Source organism: Bradyrhizobium sp. SPXBL-04 (assembly GCF_051853035.1).
GTDB lineage: Bacteria > Pseudomonadota > Alphaproteobacteria > Rhizobiales > Xanthobacteraceae > Bradyrhizobium > Bradyrhizobium zhanjiangense.
In genome coordinates this window covers 5,747,432-5,765,883 of record NZ_CP182472.1, presented here as the reverse complement: position 1 = coordinate 5,765,883, position 18,452 = coordinate 5,747,432, and the positions used below count along the sequence as shown (strand labels likewise).

At 63.7% G+C, this 18,452-nt stretch carries 15 protein-coding genes; 7 read left to right on the top strand and 8 right to left on the bottom strand.

What is annotated here, in order from left to right:
* Positions 1–90 precede the first annotated feature (90 nt).
* Both ACNJX8_RS27470 and ACNJX8_RS27465 read right to left on the bottom strand, forming a co-directional pair.
* The gene (locus tag ACNJX8_RS27470) at positions 91–1,599 is read right to left on the bottom strand and encodes an amidohydrolase family protein (RefSeq protein WP_128934894.1); all 1,509 of its coding nucleotides are present in this window, start codon (positions 1,597–1,599) and stop codon (positions 91–93) included.
* A gap of 692 nt (positions 1,600–2,291) precedes the next feature.
* Positions 2,292–3,035 (bottom strand): Crp/Fnr family transcriptional regulator, encoded by a 744-nt coding sequence (locus ACNJX8_RS27465; protein ID WP_249761752.1) that lies wholly within the window; start codon positions 3,033–3,035, stop codon positions 2,292–2,294.
* A gap of 481 nt (positions 3,036–3,516) precedes the next feature.
* On the opposite strand from ACNJX8_RS27465, the gene ACNJX8_RS27460 reads away from it, so the two are divergent.
* The 5 genes from ACNJX8_RS27460 (at position 3,517) to ACNJX8_RS27440 (ending at position 9,631) form a co-directional block, all read left to right on the top strand.
* Complete coding sequence (locus ACNJX8_RS27460) at positions 3,517–5,319, top strand: adenine deaminase C-terminal domain-containing protein (protein ID WP_439357401.1); 1,803 nt, start codon at positions 3,517–3,519, stop codon at positions 5,317–5,319.
* A gap of 151 nt (positions 5,320–5,470) precedes the next feature.
* Positions 5,471–7,261, top strand: coding sequence for a glyoxylate carboligase (gene gcl / locus ACNJX8_RS27455; RefSeq protein WP_439357400.1), 1,791 nt, complete (start codon positions 5,471–5,473; stop codon positions 7,259–7,261).
* 12 nt (positions 7,262–7,273) lie between these two features.
* Positions 7,274–8,059 (top strand): hydroxypyruvate isomerase, encoded by a 786-nt coding sequence (gene hyi / locus ACNJX8_RS27450; protein ID WP_128946303.1) that lies wholly within the window; start codon positions 7,274–7,276, stop codon positions 8,057–8,059.
* A gap of 182 nt (positions 8,060–8,241) precedes the next feature.
* On the top strand, positions 8,242–9,144 hold the full coding sequence (locus tag ACNJX8_RS27445) for a 2-hydroxy-3-oxopropionate reductase (protein WP_283811047.1): 903 nt from the start codon (positions 8,242–8,244) through the stop codon (positions 9,142–9,144).
* Between the two features lie 103 nt (positions 9,145–9,247).
* A complete protein-coding gene (locus ACNJX8_RS27440; protein WP_439357399.1) occupies positions 9,248–9,631 on the top strand; it encodes a DUF1236 domain-containing protein in 384 nt (127 codons plus the stop codon).
* A gap of 42 nt (positions 9,632–9,673) precedes the next feature.
* On the opposite strand, the gene ACNJX8_RS27435 is transcribed toward ACNJX8_RS27440, so the two are convergent.
* The 3 genes from ACNJX8_RS27435 to ACNJX8_RS27425 all read right to left on the bottom strand — a co-directional run bounded on the left by ACNJX8_RS27435 (position 9,674) and on the right by ACNJX8_RS27425 (position 11,313).
* Positions 9,674–10,051: a VanZ family protein gene (locus ACNJX8_RS27435; RefSeq protein WP_128934888.1), complete on the bottom strand. Its 378-nt coding sequence runs from the start codon at positions 10,049–10,051 to the stop codon at positions 9,674–9,676.
* A 76-nt stretch (positions 10,052–10,127) separates the two neighbouring features.
* Positions 10,128–10,736, bottom strand: a complete 609-nt coding sequence (locus tag ACNJX8_RS27430) for a thiamine pyrophosphate-dependent enzyme (protein WP_128939112.1) — start codon at positions 10,734–10,736, stop codon at positions 10,128–10,130.
* 10 nt (positions 10,737–10,746) lie between these two features.
* On the bottom strand, positions 10,747–11,313 hold the full coding sequence (locus ACNJX8_RS27425; protein WP_439357398.1) for a thiamine pyrophosphate-binding protein: 567 nt from the start codon (positions 11,311–11,313) through the stop codon (positions 10,747–10,749).
* 243 nt (positions 11,314–11,556) lie between these two features.
* Between ACNJX8_RS27425 and ACNJX8_RS27420 the strand changes: the two genes are divergently transcribed.
* Both ACNJX8_RS27420 and ACNJX8_RS27415 read left to right on the top strand, forming a co-directional pair.
* On the top strand, positions 11,557–12,606 hold the full coding sequence (locus tag ACNJX8_RS27420) for a hydroxyacid dehydrogenase (RefSeq protein WP_439357397.1): 1,050 nt from the start codon (positions 11,557–11,559) through the stop codon (positions 12,604–12,606).
* Positions 12,607–12,780: 174 nt separating this feature from the next.
* Positions 12,781–12,993, top strand: coding sequence for a hypothetical protein (locus ACNJX8_RS27415; RefSeq protein ID WP_164934549.1), 213 nt, complete (start codon positions 12,781–12,783; stop codon positions 12,991–12,993).
* A 4-nt stretch (positions 12,994–12,997) separates the two neighbouring features.
* Here the strand turns inward: ACNJX8_RS27415 and ACNJX8_RS27410 are convergent, their stop codons facing one another.
* From ACNJX8_RS27410 to ACNJX8_RS27400, 3 genes are all read right to left on the bottom strand, one after another.
* Positions 12,998–13,576: a GNAT family N-acetyltransferase gene (locus ACNJX8_RS27410; RefSeq protein ID WP_164934550.1), complete on the bottom strand. Its 579-nt coding sequence runs from the start codon at positions 13,574–13,576 to the stop codon at positions 12,998–13,000.
* A 6-nt stretch (positions 13,577–13,582) separates the two neighbouring features.
* Positions 13,583–15,940: an Orn/Lys/Arg decarboxylase N-terminal domain-containing protein gene (locus tag ACNJX8_RS27405; RefSeq protein ID WP_439357396.1), complete on the bottom strand. Its 2,358-nt coding sequence runs from the start codon at positions 15,938–15,940 to the stop codon at positions 13,583–13,585.
* 302 nt (positions 15,941–16,242) lie between these two features.
* Entirely contained in the window at positions 16,243–18,447 is a 2,205-nt protein-coding gene (locus ACNJX8_RS27400) for a xanthine dehydrogenase family protein molybdopterin-binding subunit (RefSeq protein ID WP_439357395.1), read from the bottom strand.
* Between the last annotated feature and the right edge of the window lie 5 nt (positions 18,448–18,452).

Here is an 18,452-nt window from a genome sequence, read left to right as displayed (position 1 = left end):
TCGGCCAAAGCATTGGTGATCCTGAGCCGAAGTCGGATTTGGCCGCGCATCCATTGCCGGCGGAGCTTGCCCACGCTGTTGGCATCGGTCCTAGGCGGCGCGAACGTAGCCGTAGCGCAGGTTCGACGGTTGCTTCGAAGCTTGCGTGTACTCGTTCTTGAGCGCCGCGAGGCGGTCCTCGGAAAAGGCCGGCATCCTGGTATTCTCGGCCGATTTCAGCTTGATCTTGTAGAATCTGGTTGCGTTGCCCGCGAAGATCAGCTGCTTGGTAGCGCTGTTGGCATCGCCAAGCGCCGCAAAGCCGTACTTCTTTTGCATATCCTCGGGGATTTCGAGCCGGCGGAGCGCCTCGATCTGCCACTGTGGTGAGCCGTACCAGACCGAGTCGGTGCCCCACATGACGTGGTCAACACCCATCCCCTTTATCAGCGTGCCGATCAGCGCGGCGCAGAACTTCGGATGCGCCACCGCCGAGTTGGCAAAGGACGTGCCGAGCTCGGCATAGACGTTGGCGACACCGAACTTCTGCGGGACTTCCGCGAGATCGGTGGCCCACTGGATACGGCCGGTCTGCTCGAAATCCGCCCACGCGTGATCGGGTAGCTCGAGGAACGGCCGCAGCGCCGAGTGATAGATCACGAAGTTCATCTGCGGCCAATCCTTGGCGGCTTTTCCGATGTCCCACGCCGTTGCGTATTCCCAGACGCCGGCGAACGACTTCTCATAATCGGGCGGCAGCAACCCCTTGTGGATACACAGCGTGTTGATGCCGGCCTTCACTGCTTTCTCGTAGAACGGATACATCACCTGCTCGTCGTCGAGCCGCCATGGGAACTTCGAGGGCGCCAGCGGATCGCCAATCGTGTAGGACTTCCAGGAATCCGGTTTGTAGACCTCGATTGCCTTGTCCACCTCGTCCATCCAGCCGGGTTGCTTGGGGGTGATGACGCTATGCGCCAGCAGGCGGCGCGAACCGGCGAAGTCGTTGATCAGTTCTCGCGCCTTGACGATCTGCTCATTGGACAGCAGCCACCAACTCGGGTCGTCGAAGGGCGCGCCGCTCAGGAGCGCCATGTTGGTGTCGCTGTCGTAGTAGATCTCTTTCACATAGTTCTGGAACTTGTAGCGGGCGAGCGAAGAGACGCCTTCCTCCTTCATCTTCGGATTCCAGTGCTGGCTCGCAAAGTCCGCCAGCCCCAACAGCTCCTTATGGTCGAAGTCGTCCCGCACGAAATGAGTCTGGACGTCGAAGATGAATTGGCCTGCAAGGCTCTGCGCGCGGGCCAGCATCAGCTCGGGCTCGCGGGCTTCAGCGGGCGCGACCTGGAAAACATTGCCGTAGATGTCGTTCATGGCGAGGAACGCTGCCGCCATGCCGCAGCCCGTGTGCAAGAACTGCCTGCGGCTCAAGCCGAGGTGCCTGCCATTGACATCAGCGAGCTCGTTGATCCGTGCCTCGACTTTCTTTTGCGTATCGCTCTGCGGGGGCGGGAGATACTCGCCATTGGAGACAATCTGGGTCGGGATAGGCGTTGCCGCCGATGCCGCCTCCGCGCCTGCGACGAGACGCTGTTCTCGCTCACTAAGCCAGGTGCTCATTGTTCTCCTCCCCGTTTGTTGGCCGTCGACCGTGCTAGGCGCGCATGAGACGCGTGTGGCTACTCCCAATCAGTTGGCAGGACCGACTAGGCGTACACCTCTCCGGTTCAGCTACGCATGAAGCCATCATGCGCCCGAAGCCTAGGCGAATCTCTGCATCGCTTCATCTTGCGAGAGCGGCAGGCATACGAGAAATCACTTGGTATCCGCGCTGATTCAATGCTCAAACTTCTATTCGCGCAAGCGATGTGATCCGACAGTCACGCTGTCCCAACGCCGCATCATTTCTTTCATCTGATTTGATTTCAGCCGAAGTGAAAGGCTCGTTGCTCAAATGGACTGCGTCGGCTCATGCCCCCGAGCCGAACGCCGCAGCAGCGGCTGCCATCTCGACTCTCTGCCGGAGATCCTCGTACGGTGGCTGCGTTAACTGCTGCTTTTGGACCCATAGCCGACCTCAACGCGCAGTGTTCGAATAGCGCATCCGATATGGACCGCTTCAGCGCTTGAGTTGCTGGGCCGGCGGGTCATTGACCAGCGCTTTTGACCCGTTACGGACGTTGGGGTGGGAGATCCTCACCGCATTGGGCCGCAGCCCGGTCAGAAGGATGCGCATCCGGCGATGCTATTCGAGCATCGCGCTCGCCGGCTTTACCCGGACGCGCCGAAACGGCTAGCATCGCCCGTTTCATTTACTGGATCGGCAGATCGAAAACGCGAGCAGATGCCGCTGCACCCATAGAGAAGATGTTCTCGAGTTCGAGCCGCATGGTATCGCGGCATTCGCACGCCACCGCAGCGAGCCGCGATGAGTCGATCTCGATTTCACCTCGTCGCTCAGATCTGATCGCTCCGGAAGCGCGCAGATTGCGCATCAGGAGCGTCACCGTCGTTCGTCGCACACCCAACATCTGCGAAAGCGCGTCCTGGGTGAGAGGCAGGACGTCGTGGTTGATGCGGTCGTGAAGTTGAAGCAGCCAGCGTGCCATGCGGGCTTGGACCGGATGCAGTGCATTGCAAGCCCCGCCCAATTGAAACTGTATCAGCATCGCCTTGAAGTGAAGCTGGACTACGTGCCGGATCGCAGGACTCCGGCTGAAAGCGGCATGGAAACGCGCTGCCGGGATCCGCGAGGCCGTCCCCTCGGCACGAACGATAGCCGTAACGGCCGCAGGGGACGGCCCCAGCACGGAAAGAGTGCCCACTGCCCCCTCGCGCCCTATTGCGGCGCTGGCGACCGTCTGCCCATTCGCCATATCGACCATCACCGAAACGGCGCCACTATGAGGGAAGAGAACGTGCTCGGTGTGGTCCCCCATCCGCGAGACGACCTCTTCCCGATCGAGAGTAACCGTCTGCAGGTCGGGTGACAGAAGATCGAGGTCCGCGGTCGGCAGTGCTGCCAGAAGCCGGTTACCAACTCCGCTTACAAGCATCGCTGCAGCCCGATGCGAACCATCCGCCCCATCGCATTTCGAGCGGCATATGGCGACAACCTCAAACTTTGTTTGAATTCGCATATGCTTTTCGCCTCGAAATCCAATTCAGATGCGAAAGCTCTTAACCGCAAAAATGAAACTCCAAGCACATGCGACGCGGAGGCGAATTCTGCTGTTGCAGGATCATTCAATTAGATCCGAACGCCACGCGCATACAATTGCAAAATGGGTATGGGTAACATCATAAGGGGTTCCAATTTCGGGGCGTGGCAAACGCGACAATGGGTGATGCGTAACTCGGTACGATTACGCCGCAAGCTGGTTCCCAGTCTCAAGCCCCCGCCGAAATACCAGGCCACTGGACGACAGAACCCTCCGTCTGCCCAACGCGTAAGCACGGGTGCCGTTTTATTTGAGTTGCTCCTGCCTCCGCCGGAGGCAACCATCGCTGGGCTGTCCAATCTCCGCGAGAGCCCACATGACCAAACTCACCCGTTTCTCCGTCGCGCCGCTGCACAGCATGACACGGCGCCTCGCCGACGTCGCCTCGGCCCGCGTCGCGCCTGATCTCGTCATATCGGGCGCGCGGGCGCTCTCGACTTATTCGGAGCGCATCCATCCGGGACGGGAGGTCTGGATCACAGGCGGCCGCATCGCCGCGGTGAAGCCGGCCGGTGCAGCGAAGAAGGTGTGGAGTGGCGTGCCGCTCTATGACGCGGCCGGCGGCATCATCGCGCCCGGGCTCGTCGATCCCCACATCCACATCGAATCCTCGATGGTGACGGCTTGCGCCTATGCGGAGGCCGCGCTGCTCAACGGCACCACCACGATCTTCTGCGACAGCCACGAGATCGGCAACGTCATGGACGTCGCCGGTGTCGAGGCGATGCTCGAGGATGCGCGCGCGGCGCCGCTCTCCATCTTTTTGACAGTGCCGAGCACGGTGCCGGCAACGTCGGCGGAGTTGGAGACCGCGGGCGGCGATCTCACGCCGGAGAAGATCGCGGGGCTGTTCGATCGCTGGCCCGAAGCGGTGGCGCTCGGCGAGAAGATGGACTTTGTCCCGGTGACGATGGGCGACGAACGCAGCCACGCCATCCTGGCGGCGGCATTGAAGCGGGGCCGGCCGGTGTCCGGTCACGTCTATGGCCGCGAATTCGTCGCGGCGTATGCGGCGAGCGGCGTCACCGACACGCACGAGGCGATCGACCGCGACATCGCCGACGACCTGCTCGACGCCGGCGTCTGGGTATTTCTGCGCGGCGGACCGCCGACGACGCCCTGGCACTCGCTGCCGCAGGCGATCCGGACCATCACCGAGCTCGGAGCCTCGCACAAGCGCACGGCGGTCTGCACCGACGACCGCGACGCCGACGACCTGTTGCTGTTCGGCCTCGATTGGGTGGTGCGCGAAGCGGTGAAGGCGGGCATGTCGCCGGAGCAGGCCTGGTCGATGGGCTCGCTGCATGGTGCCACGCGCTTCGACATGGACGGCGATATCGGCGGGCTCGGTGGCGGCCGCCGCGCCGATCTCGTGCTGATGGACGATCAGCTCAAGCCGCAATGCACCTGGTATGGCGGCGAGCTCGTGGTCGAGCACGGCAAGATCACCTCTCGGCTCGATCAGGCACTGTCGGAGCGCTATCAGTATCCGAAGACTGCTTATGCCACCGTGAAACTGCCCGAGAAGGTCAAGCTGACCCCGGAACTGCCGGCAAAGGCTTGCACCGTCAATGCGATCAAGACTGCGCTGCCCGGCATCACGCTGATCCACGAGAAGGTCGCGATCGAGCCCGCCAAGGACTGGCCCTCGCTGTTCGCGCGCTACGGCCTGTGTTTCGTTACCGTGGTCGAGCGCCACGGCAAGTCCGCCGGCAACGTCGCGTACGGCCTGTTGAAGGATTTTGGCCTCAAGCGCGGCGCGGTCGCCTCAAGCGTTGGGCACGACAGCCACAACATCATCGTCGCTGGAACCAACGAGGGCGATATGCAGGTCGCGATATCAGCGATCAGGGAGCGCCAGGGTGGCGTCTGTGTGGTGGCCGACGGCAAGGTGAGGGCACTGGTCCCGCTGCCGATTGCGGGCCTGCTCTCGGATAAGCGCGTCACCGAAGTGGCCGAAGAGGTCAAGGCGCTCAAGAAGGAATGGGCCGAGGCCGGCTGCACCATCCCTTACATGGGCTTCAATTTGATTCCGCTATCGGTCATTCCGGAAATTCGTATCACCGACAAGGGCCTCGTGCTGGTGCCGCAGATGGAGCTGGCGCCGCTGTTCGAGTGAGGCGCTTTCACGCATTTCTTCATCTAACCAGTTGAGACCGCCGCGATTTTTCCGCGGCTGCCACATCGTGGAAAATAAAATCGATCTCGTTGAGATCGCATCTTGCGCGCCCGATCATCTCGCTCGCTGACGCAACCAAGCGAGGTCCGATATGGCGAAGATGCGAGCCGTCGATGCAGCCGTGCGTATTCTGGAGAAGGAAGGCATCTCCACTGCCTTCGGGGTTCCCGGCGCTGCAATCAATCCGCTTTACTCGGCGCTGAAGAAGCGCGGGTCGATCCGCCACATCCTGGCGCGCCATGTCGAGGGCGCTTCGCACATGGCGGAAGGGTATACGCGGGCCAAGGCCGGAAATACCGGCGTCTGCATCGGCACTTCGGGGCCGGCCGGCACCGACATGATCACCGGGCTCTATTCGGCCATCGCCGATTCCATTCCGATCCTCTGCATCACCGGACAGGCGCCTCGGGCACGGCTCTACAAGGAAGACTTCCAGGCGGTCGACATCGAGTCGATCGCAAAGCCGGTGACCAAATGGGCAGTGACGGTGCGCGAGCCCGCGCTGGTGCCGCGCGTGTTCAGCCAGGCCTTCCATGTCATGCGCTCCGGCCGCCCGGGTCCGGTGCTGATCGACATGCCGCTCGATGTGCAGCTCGCCGAGATCGAGTTCGACGACGAAACCTATGAGCCGCTGCCGGTCTACAAGCCGGCTGCGACGCGCAAGCAGGTCGAGAAGGCGCTGGAGATGCTCAACGCTGCCGAGCGTCCGCTGATCGTCGCGGGTGGCGGCATCATCAACGCCGATGCTTCGGATCTGCTGGTGGAATTCGCCGAGATCGCCAACGTGCCTGTGGTGCCGACGCTGATGGGGTGGGGCGCGATCCCCGACGATCACGTGCTGATGGCCGGCATGGTCGGGCTTCAGACCAGCCACCGCTACGGCAACGCGACGTTGCTGGAATCCGATTTCGTGCTCGGCATCGGCAACCGCTGGGCCAATCGCCACACCGGCTCGGTCGAGACCTACACCAAGGGTCGTAAATTCGTTCACGTGGATATCGAGCCGACGCAGATAGGGCGCGTGTTCAATCCCGACCTCGGCATCGTCTCGGACGCGAAGGCTGCGCTCGAATTGTTCGTCACCGCCGCCACGGAGTGGCGCCGGTCAGGCAGGCTCCGCGAGCGCCAGGCGTGGCCCGCGTCCTGCCGCGATCGCAAGAAGACGATGCTGCGCAAGAGCCATTTCGATAATGTCCCGATCAAGCCGCAGCGCGTCTATGAAGAGATGAACAAGGCCTTCGGCCGCGACACCACTTATGTCACCGTGATCGGCTTGTCGCAGATCGCCGGCGCGCAATTCCTCGGCGTTTACAAGCCGCGCAACTGGATCAATGCCGGGCAGGCCGGGCCGCTCGGCTGGACGCTGCCGGCAGCGCTCGGGGTGCGTGCGGCGTGTCCGGAGCGTGAGATCGTCGCACTGTCGGGCGATTACGACTTCCAGTTCCTGATCGAGGAGCTTGCGGTCGGCGCGCAGTTCAATCTGCCCTACATCCACGTCGTCGTGAACAATTCCTATCTCGGCCTGATCCGCCAGGCACAGCGCGGCTTCGACATGGACTATCACGTCCAGCTCTCTTTCGAGAACATCAACGCGCCCGAGATCGGCGTCTATGGCGTCGACCATGTTGCTGTCGCCGAAGGCCTCGGCTGCAAGGCGATCCGCGTCACCGACCCGAAGGACACGCAGGCTGCGTTCGCGACGGCGCGTGAACTGATGGCAAAGCATCGCGTGCCCGTCGTGGTCGAATTCATTCTCGAACGCGTCACCAACATCGCCATGGGCACGGAGATCGACAACATCGTCGAGTTCGAGGAAGTGCTCGATCTGCCGCTCGACGAGGTCGGAAGCGCTCGACCTGGCGTATTGCAGCCGGCAGAATAAGGGGACGGCATCATGCCGAAATTCGCCGCCAATCTCACCATGCTCTTCAACGAGATGCCGTTTCTCGACCGCTTCACTGCTGCGAAGGCGGCGGGCTTTTCCGGGGTCGAGTATCTCTTTCCCTATGATTTCGACAAGGCGCAGCTGCGTGAGCAGCTCGAGGCGCACGGCCTCACGCAGGTGCTGCACAATTTGCCGGCCGGCAACTGGGCGGCGGGCGAGCGCGGCATCGCGATCCTGCCCGAACGCACCGCCGAATTCCGCGACGGCGTGTTCCGCGCCATCGACTACGCCAAGGCGCTCGATTGCGAGCAGCTCAATTGCCTCGTCGGCATCGCGCCTGCCGATGCCGACCGTCGCCAGCTCAATGAGACGCTGGTTGGAAACTTGCGCTTTGCGGCCTCGACGCTGGCGCGGGAGAACATCAAGCTGCTGGTCGAGCCGATCAACACGCTCGACATTCCCGGCTTCTACCTCAACGGCACCGAGCAGGCGGTGCAGCTGATCTCCGAAGTGCGGTCGAACAATCTGTTCATCCAGTACGACATCTATCACATGCAGATCATGGAGGGCGATCTCGCCCGCACCATGCAGGAATATCTGCCCCAGATCGCCCACATCCAGCTTGCCGACAATCCCGGCCGCCACGAGCCCGGCACCGGCGAGATCAACTATCCCTTCCTGTTCCGCCACCTCGACGCGATCGGCTATCGCGGCTGGATCGGCTGCGAATACAAGCCGCGCACCACGACGCTGGAAGGACTCTCGTGGCACGCGGCGCAGACGTTCGAGACGTGAGAGCGTAGCCACAGCGACGGTGCACTCCCTCTCCCGCTTGCGGGAGAGGGCCGGGGTGAGGGTTCTCCCCGCGATGGGGTTCGTGCATCGAGAATCCCCAAGCGGATAGAACCCTCACCCGGCGCTCCGCGCCGACCTCTTCCGCAAGCACCGACCGCAGAGATGATATTTCGCTAATTCAACTGAGAGAGATGGATATGACCAACATCGGCTTCATCGGACTTGGCACCATGGGACGGCCGATGGCCGGCCATCTCCTGGCGGCGGGCCATCGCGTTTTCCTGCATGATGCCGCGCCGGTCGCGCCCGATCTGATCGCGGCCGGTGGCGTCGCGTGCAAATCCAGCAAGCAGGTCGCCGAAGAGGCGGAGGCGGTCATCATCATGGTGCCGGACACGCCGCATGTGGAAGCCGTGTTGTTCGGCAAAGACGGTGTGGCGAGCGGCATCTCCAAGGGCAAGATCGTTGTCGACATGAGCTCGATCTCGCCGCTGGCAACGAAGGAGTTCGCCAAGAAGATCGAGGCGCTCGGTGCGGATTATTTGGACGCGCCAGTGTCAGGTGGCGAGGTCGGCGCCAAGGCGGCGAGCCTCACCATCATGGTCGGCGGGCCCGAGCGGGCCTTCAACACCATGAAGCCGGTGTTCGACAAGATGGGCAAGAACGTCACCAGGGTCGGGGCCAATGGCGACGGGCAGACGACGAAGGTCGCCAACCAGATCATCGTCGCGCTGACGATCGAGGCGGTGAGCGAGGCGCTGTTGTTTGCGTCGAAAGCCGGCGCGGATCCGGCGCTGGTGCGGCAGGCGCTGATGGGCGGTTTTGCATCATCGCGGATTCTCGAAGTGCATGGCGAGCGCATGGTGAAGCGCAATTTCGATCCCGGCTTCCGCATCGAGCTGCACCAGAAGGATCTCAACCTCGCGCTCGAAGGCGCGCGTGCCCTCGGTCTCTCGCTGCCGAGCACGGCGGTGGCGCAGCAATTGTTCTCGTCCTGCACAGCTCATGGCGGCAAGGCCTGGGATCATTCGGCGATGGTGCGGGCGCTGGAACTAATGGCGGGGCACGAGATCGCCGCGGCCTAGTCTGTTACCGGCTAACAGTGTCCAGAATTGACGCGTCCGGAACCGGAACAATGCTCCGGCCCCGCGGTTGAAGGCGCATAACAATCACTGGAGACATAAGGACATGAAAACCCGTCTTGCGATCGTGTTGGCTGCCGCCTCGCTGCTGGCCTCGAGCGCAGCCTTTGCTCAGTCGACGACCGCCCAGGGCGCTGCGGACGGCGCGCGCGCGGGTGGCGACATCGGCGGGCCGGTCGGCGCGATAGTCGGCGGCACCGTCGGTGCGGCCGTTGGCGCCGGTTTGGAAATTCCGAATGCGATTTTGGGCGGAATCCCGCGCGATGATTCAGTGGTGATCCACGAGCGCGTCGTGGTTGGCGAGCCGCTGCCGCCGACCGTGGTGCTGCGTCCTGTGCCGAATTACACGGAGTATCGCTACGCGGTCGTGAACGATCGCCGCGTGATCGTCGAGCCGCGCACGCGCCGTGTCGTCAAGATCATCGACTGATCTGCGCAAGCTGCGCGCTGATAAGATGGGCCCTGCGGAGCGTCACTCCGCGGGGCCTTCGCTCGTCAGGATCGAATTTGCGCGAAGCCGGGCGGTGGCCCAATCGGCGGCGGCCGCGAGCGCAAAGCCGAGGCAAGCCGTGAGCGCGTCGACCAGAAAATCCTCCAGCCGTGCATGGCGCCCGGGTGCCCAAAATTGCATCAGTTCGAGGACGCCGATCAGTACGACCGCGGCCGCTGCGGTCAATAGGCGTCGCTGCCGATAGGCAAGGCCGAAGGCCAGTCCCACCAGGATGAAGGCGAGCGCATGTTCGCCGTCCTGGCCGAAGTCGGAATGCGGCCGGAGGCCGGGGGGACCAAGGGTTGCGAATGTGACGGCGGCCGCGAGCAGCCAGGCAAATGAACGAACCAAAAGGGACATCCGGCTCGCTTAGCACAGATTTGCACCGGGCCGTATAGTCCCGCTATCAGATCGACGTGTAGTTAATGACGAAATATTAAAGTGGCTCGCGCACGCCGAGGCCGTGCATGAAGCGTTCCCGTATCTGCACGGGGTCGCGCCGGGTGGTGCCGACGCCCGGCTTGTCGTCGATCCGGACCGCGATCAGGCTCGGCTCGGCAGCCGCCATCGCATTCTCGACCAGGCGCTCGAAATCCTCCTCGTCCGCGGCCCAGGCGCTGTTGGCGAGGCCGGACCCGACGGCGATGGCGACGATGTCGGCGACATCAGCGGCCGGTGTCGGTTGCGCGCCGGTAATTTGGTAGATGCCATTGTCCATCACGATCATCGTGAGGTTCTTCGGCTTCAGGGCTGCAATCGTCGAGAGTGCGCCGAGCTGCATCAGCAGCGAGCCGTCGCCTTCCAGCGCGAAGACGCGGCGGTCGGGCTGCGCCAGCGCGACCCCGAGCCCGATCGGAAAGGCGAGGCCCATGCTGCCCAGCATGTAAAAATTCTGCGGGCGGTGGCCGGCGGCCCAGAGATCGAAATTGGTGTTGCCGATGCCGCCGATCACCGCTTCCTCGTTTCCGAGCTTGGCGATCAGGCGCGAGGTGACGTGGAAACGGTTCATCACCTTGGTGTTGCGCGCATTCAGATTTGAACTCATTTCGCCTGCCTCACTTGTCGAACACCTTGCCGCCGGTGAGTAGCGGGCTCAGGATCAGTGCCACCGGCGCCTGCGTGGTGACGGCCTGCTTGATCGAGCGGTCCGTGATGAATTCGAGCTCATCGAGCCGGGTAATGGTGTGATGCTCCAGCGCCAGCGAGTCCAGGACCGGGCGCATGGTGCGGCAGACCAGCGACTGGCCGTAGTTGAACTCGCCGAGCGTGCCGCGCTCGGATACGAACATGATCAGCGGAATCTGGTAGGGCACTGCGAGCGAGGCCAGCACGTTGGCGAGCGTCGCAAAACCCGAGGTCTGCATCAGCACCGCGCCGCGGCGGCCGCCCATCCAGGCGCCCGAGACGATGCCGACCGCTTCCTCCTCGCGGGCGGTGGCAAAGGTGGTGAAGAAGGGATCGGCGTGCAGGTTCCTGATCAGCGGTGTCAGCACCCGATCGGGCACGTAAGGGACGAGGCTGATCTCGTTCCGCTTCAGGGTTTGCAGCACGATGTCATGCCAGCTTCTTTCGCCGGCCCCATGCGTCGCCTGCGGCGAGGTCTGCTGCTCCGCAATCGCCATTGCGTTCTCCCTTGAGCCGCGTTGTATGCTTATTGGTCTTCGGCCGTCGCGGCGCTCCGCTGAACTTGACGCAGCGGGCGGGATTGTCAACATGTCCAGGCCGGCACCGTGATCTGCGCCAGACGGCCTGCCGTGGCCGGCACCGCCATGTCATAAGTGCGGCAACGAAAAAGTAGGAGGAAGCACCGAGGGCGCGCGCGCCGCGCTGGCCTTGCTGATCCCTGGAGAGCCGGAAGGGTCCTGATGTCGGTCAACAGTAAGCGTGTCGTCTACTCCAATTATTTGGCCAATCCGATCTATATCGACATCCTCAAGGCGCGGTCCGACGTCCGGCTCGATCGCATCGAGAACGGCAGCCCCGAAGAGGTCTATGCGCCGCTCCTCGGCGCTACCCATGTCTACCAGGTCGGCGCCGCCCGCGACGAGCTCGCCCCGCATTTCCATGTCGATGCCGCTTTCCTGAAGCGCGCGCCGAATTTGCTGCTCGTCTCCAGCAACGGCGCCGGCTTCGACCCGGTCGACGTCGAGGCCTGCACGGCCGCCGGCGTCGTGGTCGTCAATCAGTCCGGCGGCAACGCCCATTCGGTCGCCGAGCATGCGCTGGCGATGATGTTGACGCTGTCCAAGCGCATCATCCAGTCGGACCGCAGGCTGCGCCGCGAGCGCGACGTCAACCGCAACGAGCTCGTGGGCAACGAGGTCGAGCACAAGACCGTCGGCATCATCGGGCTCGGCAATGTCGGCCGCCGCATCGCCGCACTGTGCAAGAGCCTGCTCGGCATGAAAGTGCTGGCCTATGATCCCTATCTGTCGGCCGAGGTGATGGCCGAGCGGGGCGGGGAGAAGGTCGAACTCGACGAACTCCTGCGCCGCGCCGATTTCGTCTCGATCTCCTGTCCGCTCAACAAGGGCAGCCGCAACATGATCAGCGTGCGTGAATTCGCGCTGATGCAGCCGCATGCCTATTTCATCACCACGGCGCGCGGCTTCATCCACGATGAGGACGCGCTGCTCCAGGCGTTGCGCGACAAGCGCATCGCCGGCGCCGGCCTCGACGTCTGGTCCAAGGAACCGCCGCCGCCGGAGCATCCGCTGCTCCAGCTCGACAACGTGCTGGCGAGCCCCCATACCGCCGGCGTGACGATCGAGGCGCGCCAGAACATGGGCCGCATCGCCGCCGAGCAGGTGCTGGATGTGCTGGACGGCAAGCGCCCGCCGCGCATCATCAATCCCGAGGTCTGGCCGCACTATGCGGATCGCTTCAAGCAGGCGTTCGGCGTGACGCCGGGATAGGACAGCTACCTTCTCTTCCTCGTCATTCCGGGCTCGGCCCTGCGAGCCGCCCCGGAATGACGGAGCGAAGAAAACAGCGTCCCGACCTTGATCCGCGTCAAAATCTCCTTTCCCTGTCCGGCCTAAATGGGATTAGAGTGCCGCCGGGGCTGACCGGGGGCACCAGGAGGTCCCATGTCAACTTATGTCGTCAGGTTCATGAAGGACGTGCTCGGTCAGTACGGCCGGCAGATCGAGGTCTGCCAGGGGACGCTCGAGATCGACGCCGCCGACGAGGACGAGGCCAAGGAGCGGGCCAAGGCGAAGTTCTGCAAGGATCAAGCCTTGCATCATTGGTCCCTGCATGCCGACCGCATCCAGGTCAGACCGGCCGATTTTCCGTCGTGAAAGCCTACCGGCCGGGCGCCGTGATGGGCGGAGGTGCTGTCGTGCCCGCGCCGAGCGACCGCTGCACCATCACGGTATCGGACCAGCGGCCGTGGCGATAGGCGACGCCGCAGAGCAGGCCGGCGCGCGCGAAGCCGAACTTCTCGTGCAGCGCCAGCGAGGGCGCGTTGTCGGCATCGATATAGCCGATCATCTGGCGGAATCCGGCCGCCGCACAGGCATCGATCAGTTCCTGGAGCAGCAGCCGTCCGATCCCGCGGGCGAGATGCCTGTGGTGGACGTAGATGGAATGCTTGGCGGTGTAGCGATAGGCCGGCCGTTTGCGGAACAGCACGGCATAGGCATAGCCGACCACTTCGCCGCGAGAGGTCGCGACCAGATGCGGCAGGCGGGTCTGCTTCAGGTTCTTGCGTCGGTCGCGCAGATCGTCCGGCTCGGGCGCGCCGGTTCCCTCGACATCGCGCGGCACGCCATTGCGGACGTGATCGCGGTAGATCGCCAGCATCGCCTCGACATCGCTTTCGCGTGAGGCGCGGATCCGGACCTGTTCGTCACCTGTGTGCGCGATCGCTGTTTCGTTCATCGGCACCTACTCGGCAACGACATAAGTATAGAGCCCGATGCGGCCGTTCGCATCGATCTCCTTGTAGACGCCTTGGATTTCGACATCGAATCCTCGGAACGTGTTGAAGCAGGTCTCGAACATCCTGAGATAGTCGATCATGGGCTTGGCTCGTTCCGTAAGCCTTTCGCCCGGAACGATGGTGGCGATGCCGGGCGGATAGACCACGAAGGGCGTGGTGGCGATGCGGCCCGCGATCGCTTCGATCGGCAGATAATCGACGTCGTTGCGGAACAGATAGCGCGCGGCTTCGCGGGGCGGCATCGCTATCTCAGGCATGTGCTCGGGCATGAACTGCCGCGCCTGGAGCGCGCTGACATCGGCGGCGCGGAAGAAGCGGTGCATCTCGCCACAGAGGTCGCGCAGTCGCACGCCGGCATAGCGCGCCTGCCGCCGCTGGTTGAACTCAGGGATGACGTCGGCCAGAAGCGCATTGTCGTCGTGCAGCTTCTTGAACGCGACGAGACCGGAGATCAGCGTGCCGGCCTTGCTGGCCTCGACGCCGGGCGTGAGCAGAAAGAGCAGGGAGTTGAGGTCGTTCTTCTCGGGGACGATGCGGTTCTCGCGCAGATATTGCGCGACGACCGGTGCGGGGATGCCGTGCTCGGCATAGGCGCCGGTGCTGCGATCGAAACCAGGCGTCAGCAGCGTCAGCTTGTTCGGGTCGGTCATGGCAAAGCCTTCGGTGAGGCCGGGGAAACCATGCCAGGTGCTGTCGGGGGAGAGCTGCCACAGCGCGGGATTGGTGGCGAGCTCGTCGGTCGAGAGCGTTTCCCACGCGACGTTGTGCGCAGCGCCAGGGCGGCTGACATCGGGAATGGCGACGCGATCCGGCACGAACGGCTCGAAGAACCAGCGCCGATCCGGATTTTGCTCCTTCTCCTCGAACTCCCGGCGCATCGCGCGGATCTTCTTGCGCAGCTCGATGCCGAGGCGGATCGTGTCGTCCCACAGCACTTCGCCGGAGCGCCCCTTCATCATCTGTGCGCCGACGTCGAGCGAGGCGAACAGCGGATAGAACGGTGACGTGGACGCGTGCTGCATGAAGCTCTCGTTGAAGCGGCGGTGCTCGACGCGCCGCTTCTGGCCGCGGATATGGCGGTCCTTGATGTGGATTTGGGATGCCTGCGAAAAGCTTGCGAGCTGCTTGTGGGTCGACTGCGTCGCGATGATGCCGGGCGCCTCGGGCGGAAGGTTGGCCAGGCCCATGGCGAAGCGGCCTGCATAGAGCGGGTGGAATTTCATGAAGCCGGCCCAGGCCTCGTCGAACAGGATGTACTCGCAGAGATGGCCGATCCGTTTCAGGATCATGTCGGCGCTGTGGATCGAGCCGTCATAGGTGCACTGCTCGACCACGGCGACGCGGAACGGCCGCTCCTTGCGCCAGGCGTCCTTGTCGGTGACCAGCGGGTGATTGCGGATCGTCTCGCGCAAGGCCCTCTCGTCGAGCATGTCCCAGCGCATCGGGCCGATCAGGCCCCAGGCGTTGCGGATGGTCGGCACGTAGATCGGGACACCGCCATTGATCATCAGTGCGCCGTGATGGGCGGCCTTGTGGTTGTTGCGATCGAACAGCACGAGGTCGCCATCGGTGACGAGCGCGCCGAGCGCGACCTTGTTCGAGGTCGAGGTGCCGTTGAGCACGAAATAAGTCTTCTCCGCGCCGAAGATCTGGGCAGCTTCCTTCTGCGCCTTCAGCGCGGGCCCTTCATGGGTGAGGAGGTCGCCGAGATCGAGCACGGAATTGTCGAGGTCGTCGCGGAATACGGACTCGCCGAGATGCTCGACGAAGACGCGCCCGATCGGGCTGCGGTTGTAGAACACGCCGCCGTTGTGCCCCGGACAGGTCCAGAGCTGGTTGCCTTCCTCGGCATAGTCGACCAGCGCACCGAAGAACGGCGTCTTCAGCGTCTCGGCATATTGCTTCAGCCGGCTGATCAGGTTCTTGGCGATGAAGGTCGGCGTCTCCTCCGACAGGAAGACATAACCGTCGATGAAATCGAGCACTTCGACCGGCAAATCCTCGAACCGCTTGCGACGGATCAAGAGGATGATGGGGAAATCGAGGCCCCGGCGCCGCATCAGATTGATCAGCGCCGAGGTCCTGCCCTCGAGGCCCTTCTTGCCCCAGTCCACCACCATGCAGCCGATCGCGGCATCGGTCTGCACCGCCATCTCGGCATCCTCCAGCTTGCGGGCTCGGACCACCTCGAAGCCGGAGCGCTGGATCTCCTCGATGATCTGATTGAAACGGACGCCTTCGAGATCGTCGGCGTCGAATACAGGTGCGGCGAACAGGAAGTTGAAGCGCTTGAAATAGTCCATGTCGGGTCCCGAATGTGCGAGAGATACAGCTCTCGGCACATTCGATGACAGCTGGATGACAGGAGCGAGACCGGCCTGCGGCGCCTAAACTCGATCCGTCATCCTGAGGCGCGAGCGATGGGGCGCGGAGCGCCCTATCGGGAGCCTCGAAGGATGAACGGCCGGGATGCAGCGGCTGGGCTGTCGCCCTTCGAGGCCGATATGCGGTGCGTCCGCACCGCATATCGGCACCTCAGGGTGACGATCATCTATTCGGGCTCGTGTGGAGATACTCGTCGCAAACAGCACGACGACGCGCCCGCTCAGTCGATCAGCTTGTCCAGCGTGATCGGGAAGCGCCGGATGCGCTTGCCGGTGGCATGATAGACGGCGTTCGCAATCGCCGCAGGCACGCCGACGATGCCGATCTCGCCGAGGCCCTTGACGCCGAGCCTGTTGATCCGGTCGTCGGGCTCGTCGACGAAAATGACGTCGATGTCGTGAATGTCGGCATTCACGGGAATGTGGTACTCGGCGATATTCGCGTTCATGATGCGGCCGAAGCGGTGATCCATCACCGTCTCCTCGTGCAGCGCCATTCCGATTCCCCAGACCACGCCGCCCATGATCTGGCTGCGGCCCGTCTTGGTGTTCAGGATGCGCCCGGCGGCGACCGCGCTCACGACCCGCGCGACGCGGATGACGCCGAGCTGCTCGTCGATCTTCACCTCGGCGAAAACCGCCGAATGCGTGTTGCGGGCATGCGACTTGTCCTCGGCGAACTCGTTGAGCTTCTCCCTTTCGATCCGCTCGAGCTTGCTGTGGCGCATTGCATCGGCGATCGAGACGGCACGGTTCCTGTCGCCGGCCTTGGCGATAGTTCCGTCGACGAGAATGAGGTCCGACGCATCGACGCCGCCGAGTGGCGAGGCAGTCATCGCCTTGGCGTGACGCGCGAGCTCCCGGCGAATCTCCTCGGCCGCTCCTAACACGGCGTGCGCGCTCGAGGCGGCCATCCACGAGCCGCCTTCCACCGGCGCCTGCGGCAGGGTCGAGTCCGCGAGCTTGACGCTGATGTTCTCGATCGGCAGCCCGAGGGCATCGGCCGCTACTTGCGACACGATGGTGTAGGTGCCGGTGCCGATATCAGATGCGGCACAGGAGACCTCGGCATGGCCGTTCGATGTCAGCACGATGCGGACGGCGACCGGCATCTGCAGCGCCTCCCAGACGCCTGTCGCCATGCCCCAGCCGACCAGGTCGTTGCCGTCGCGCATGGAGCGCGGCGCGGGATTGCGCCGGGCCCAGCCGAAGGCCTCTGCGCCCCTGGCGTAGCATGCGCGCAACTGCTTGCTGGTGTAGGGCAGGTCCCCGCTCTGGTCGCGATCCGAGTAGCACTTCAGCCGCAGCTCGATCGGGTCGAGCTTGAGCGCGACGGCCAATTCGTCCATGGCGCATTCGAGCGCGCAGACGCCCGATGCCGCGCCCGGCGCGCGCATGTCGCAGGGGGTGGCGACGTCGAGGTGGACGAGCTTATGGGAGAGGCGGCTGTTGTGGCTCTTGTAGAGCTGCTCCCCCCAGCCGGTATCGTTGCGCGAGAAATCCTCAAACCGCGAGGTGACGGCAATGGCTTCGTGGGTGACGGCATCGAGCGTGCCGTCCGGCTTTGCGCCAAGCGCAACGTGCTCGATGGTCATGGGACGATAGCCCAGGCCGTACATCTGCTGCCGTGTCAGGACGACACGGACGGGCCGCTTGAGCGCGAGCGCGGCGAGCGTCGCCAGCACCACCTGGTATTGCGGCCGCAGACCGGAGCCGAAGGCGCCGCCAACATAGGGCGAGAGCACGCGGATGTCGTCCGGCTTCTTTCCGAAAACGCTGCAGAGAAACTTCTGGACGTTCTGCACGCCTTGGGTCTTGTCATAAACTGTAAGCCTGCCGTTGCCGTCCCAGACGGCCGTCGTCGCATACAGCTCCATTGGGTTGTGATGCTCGCTCGGAATGACATAGTCCGCCTCGTGATGGACGGCCGCCCGCGTCAGCGCTGCTGCCGCGTCACCGCGTGGCTTGTGCGGCTGATCCACTTTGGCAGCCTTGCCGCGTTCGGATTCGAGATCGGTCGCAAACGCCTCCTGCTTGTATTCAACGCGAACGCGGGTTGCGGCAAACTTGGCGGTTTCCCAATCCTCCGCCACGACCAGCGCGATCGGCTGGCCGTTGAACTTGATCCTGTCGTCATAGAGCGGGCGGAAGGGCGAGCCCTTCTCCGGTGCCACCTCGTCCTTCCAGGCTTCGTCCTTGTCGGCGAGGGGCGGGCGATGAGCATGGGTGAGCACGTCGACCACGCCCTTCACCTTCAGCGCCGCGCTGGGGTCAAGCCGAGCGATGCGCCCGCGCGGAATGGTGGCCTCGACGACGAAGCCATGCAGGAGATGGTCTGCGGCGAATTCGCCGGCATATTTGGCGGCGCCGGTGACCTTGGCCCGGCCATCGACGCGGGAGGTTGGTGTTCCGACATAGGCGTTCATCGGGC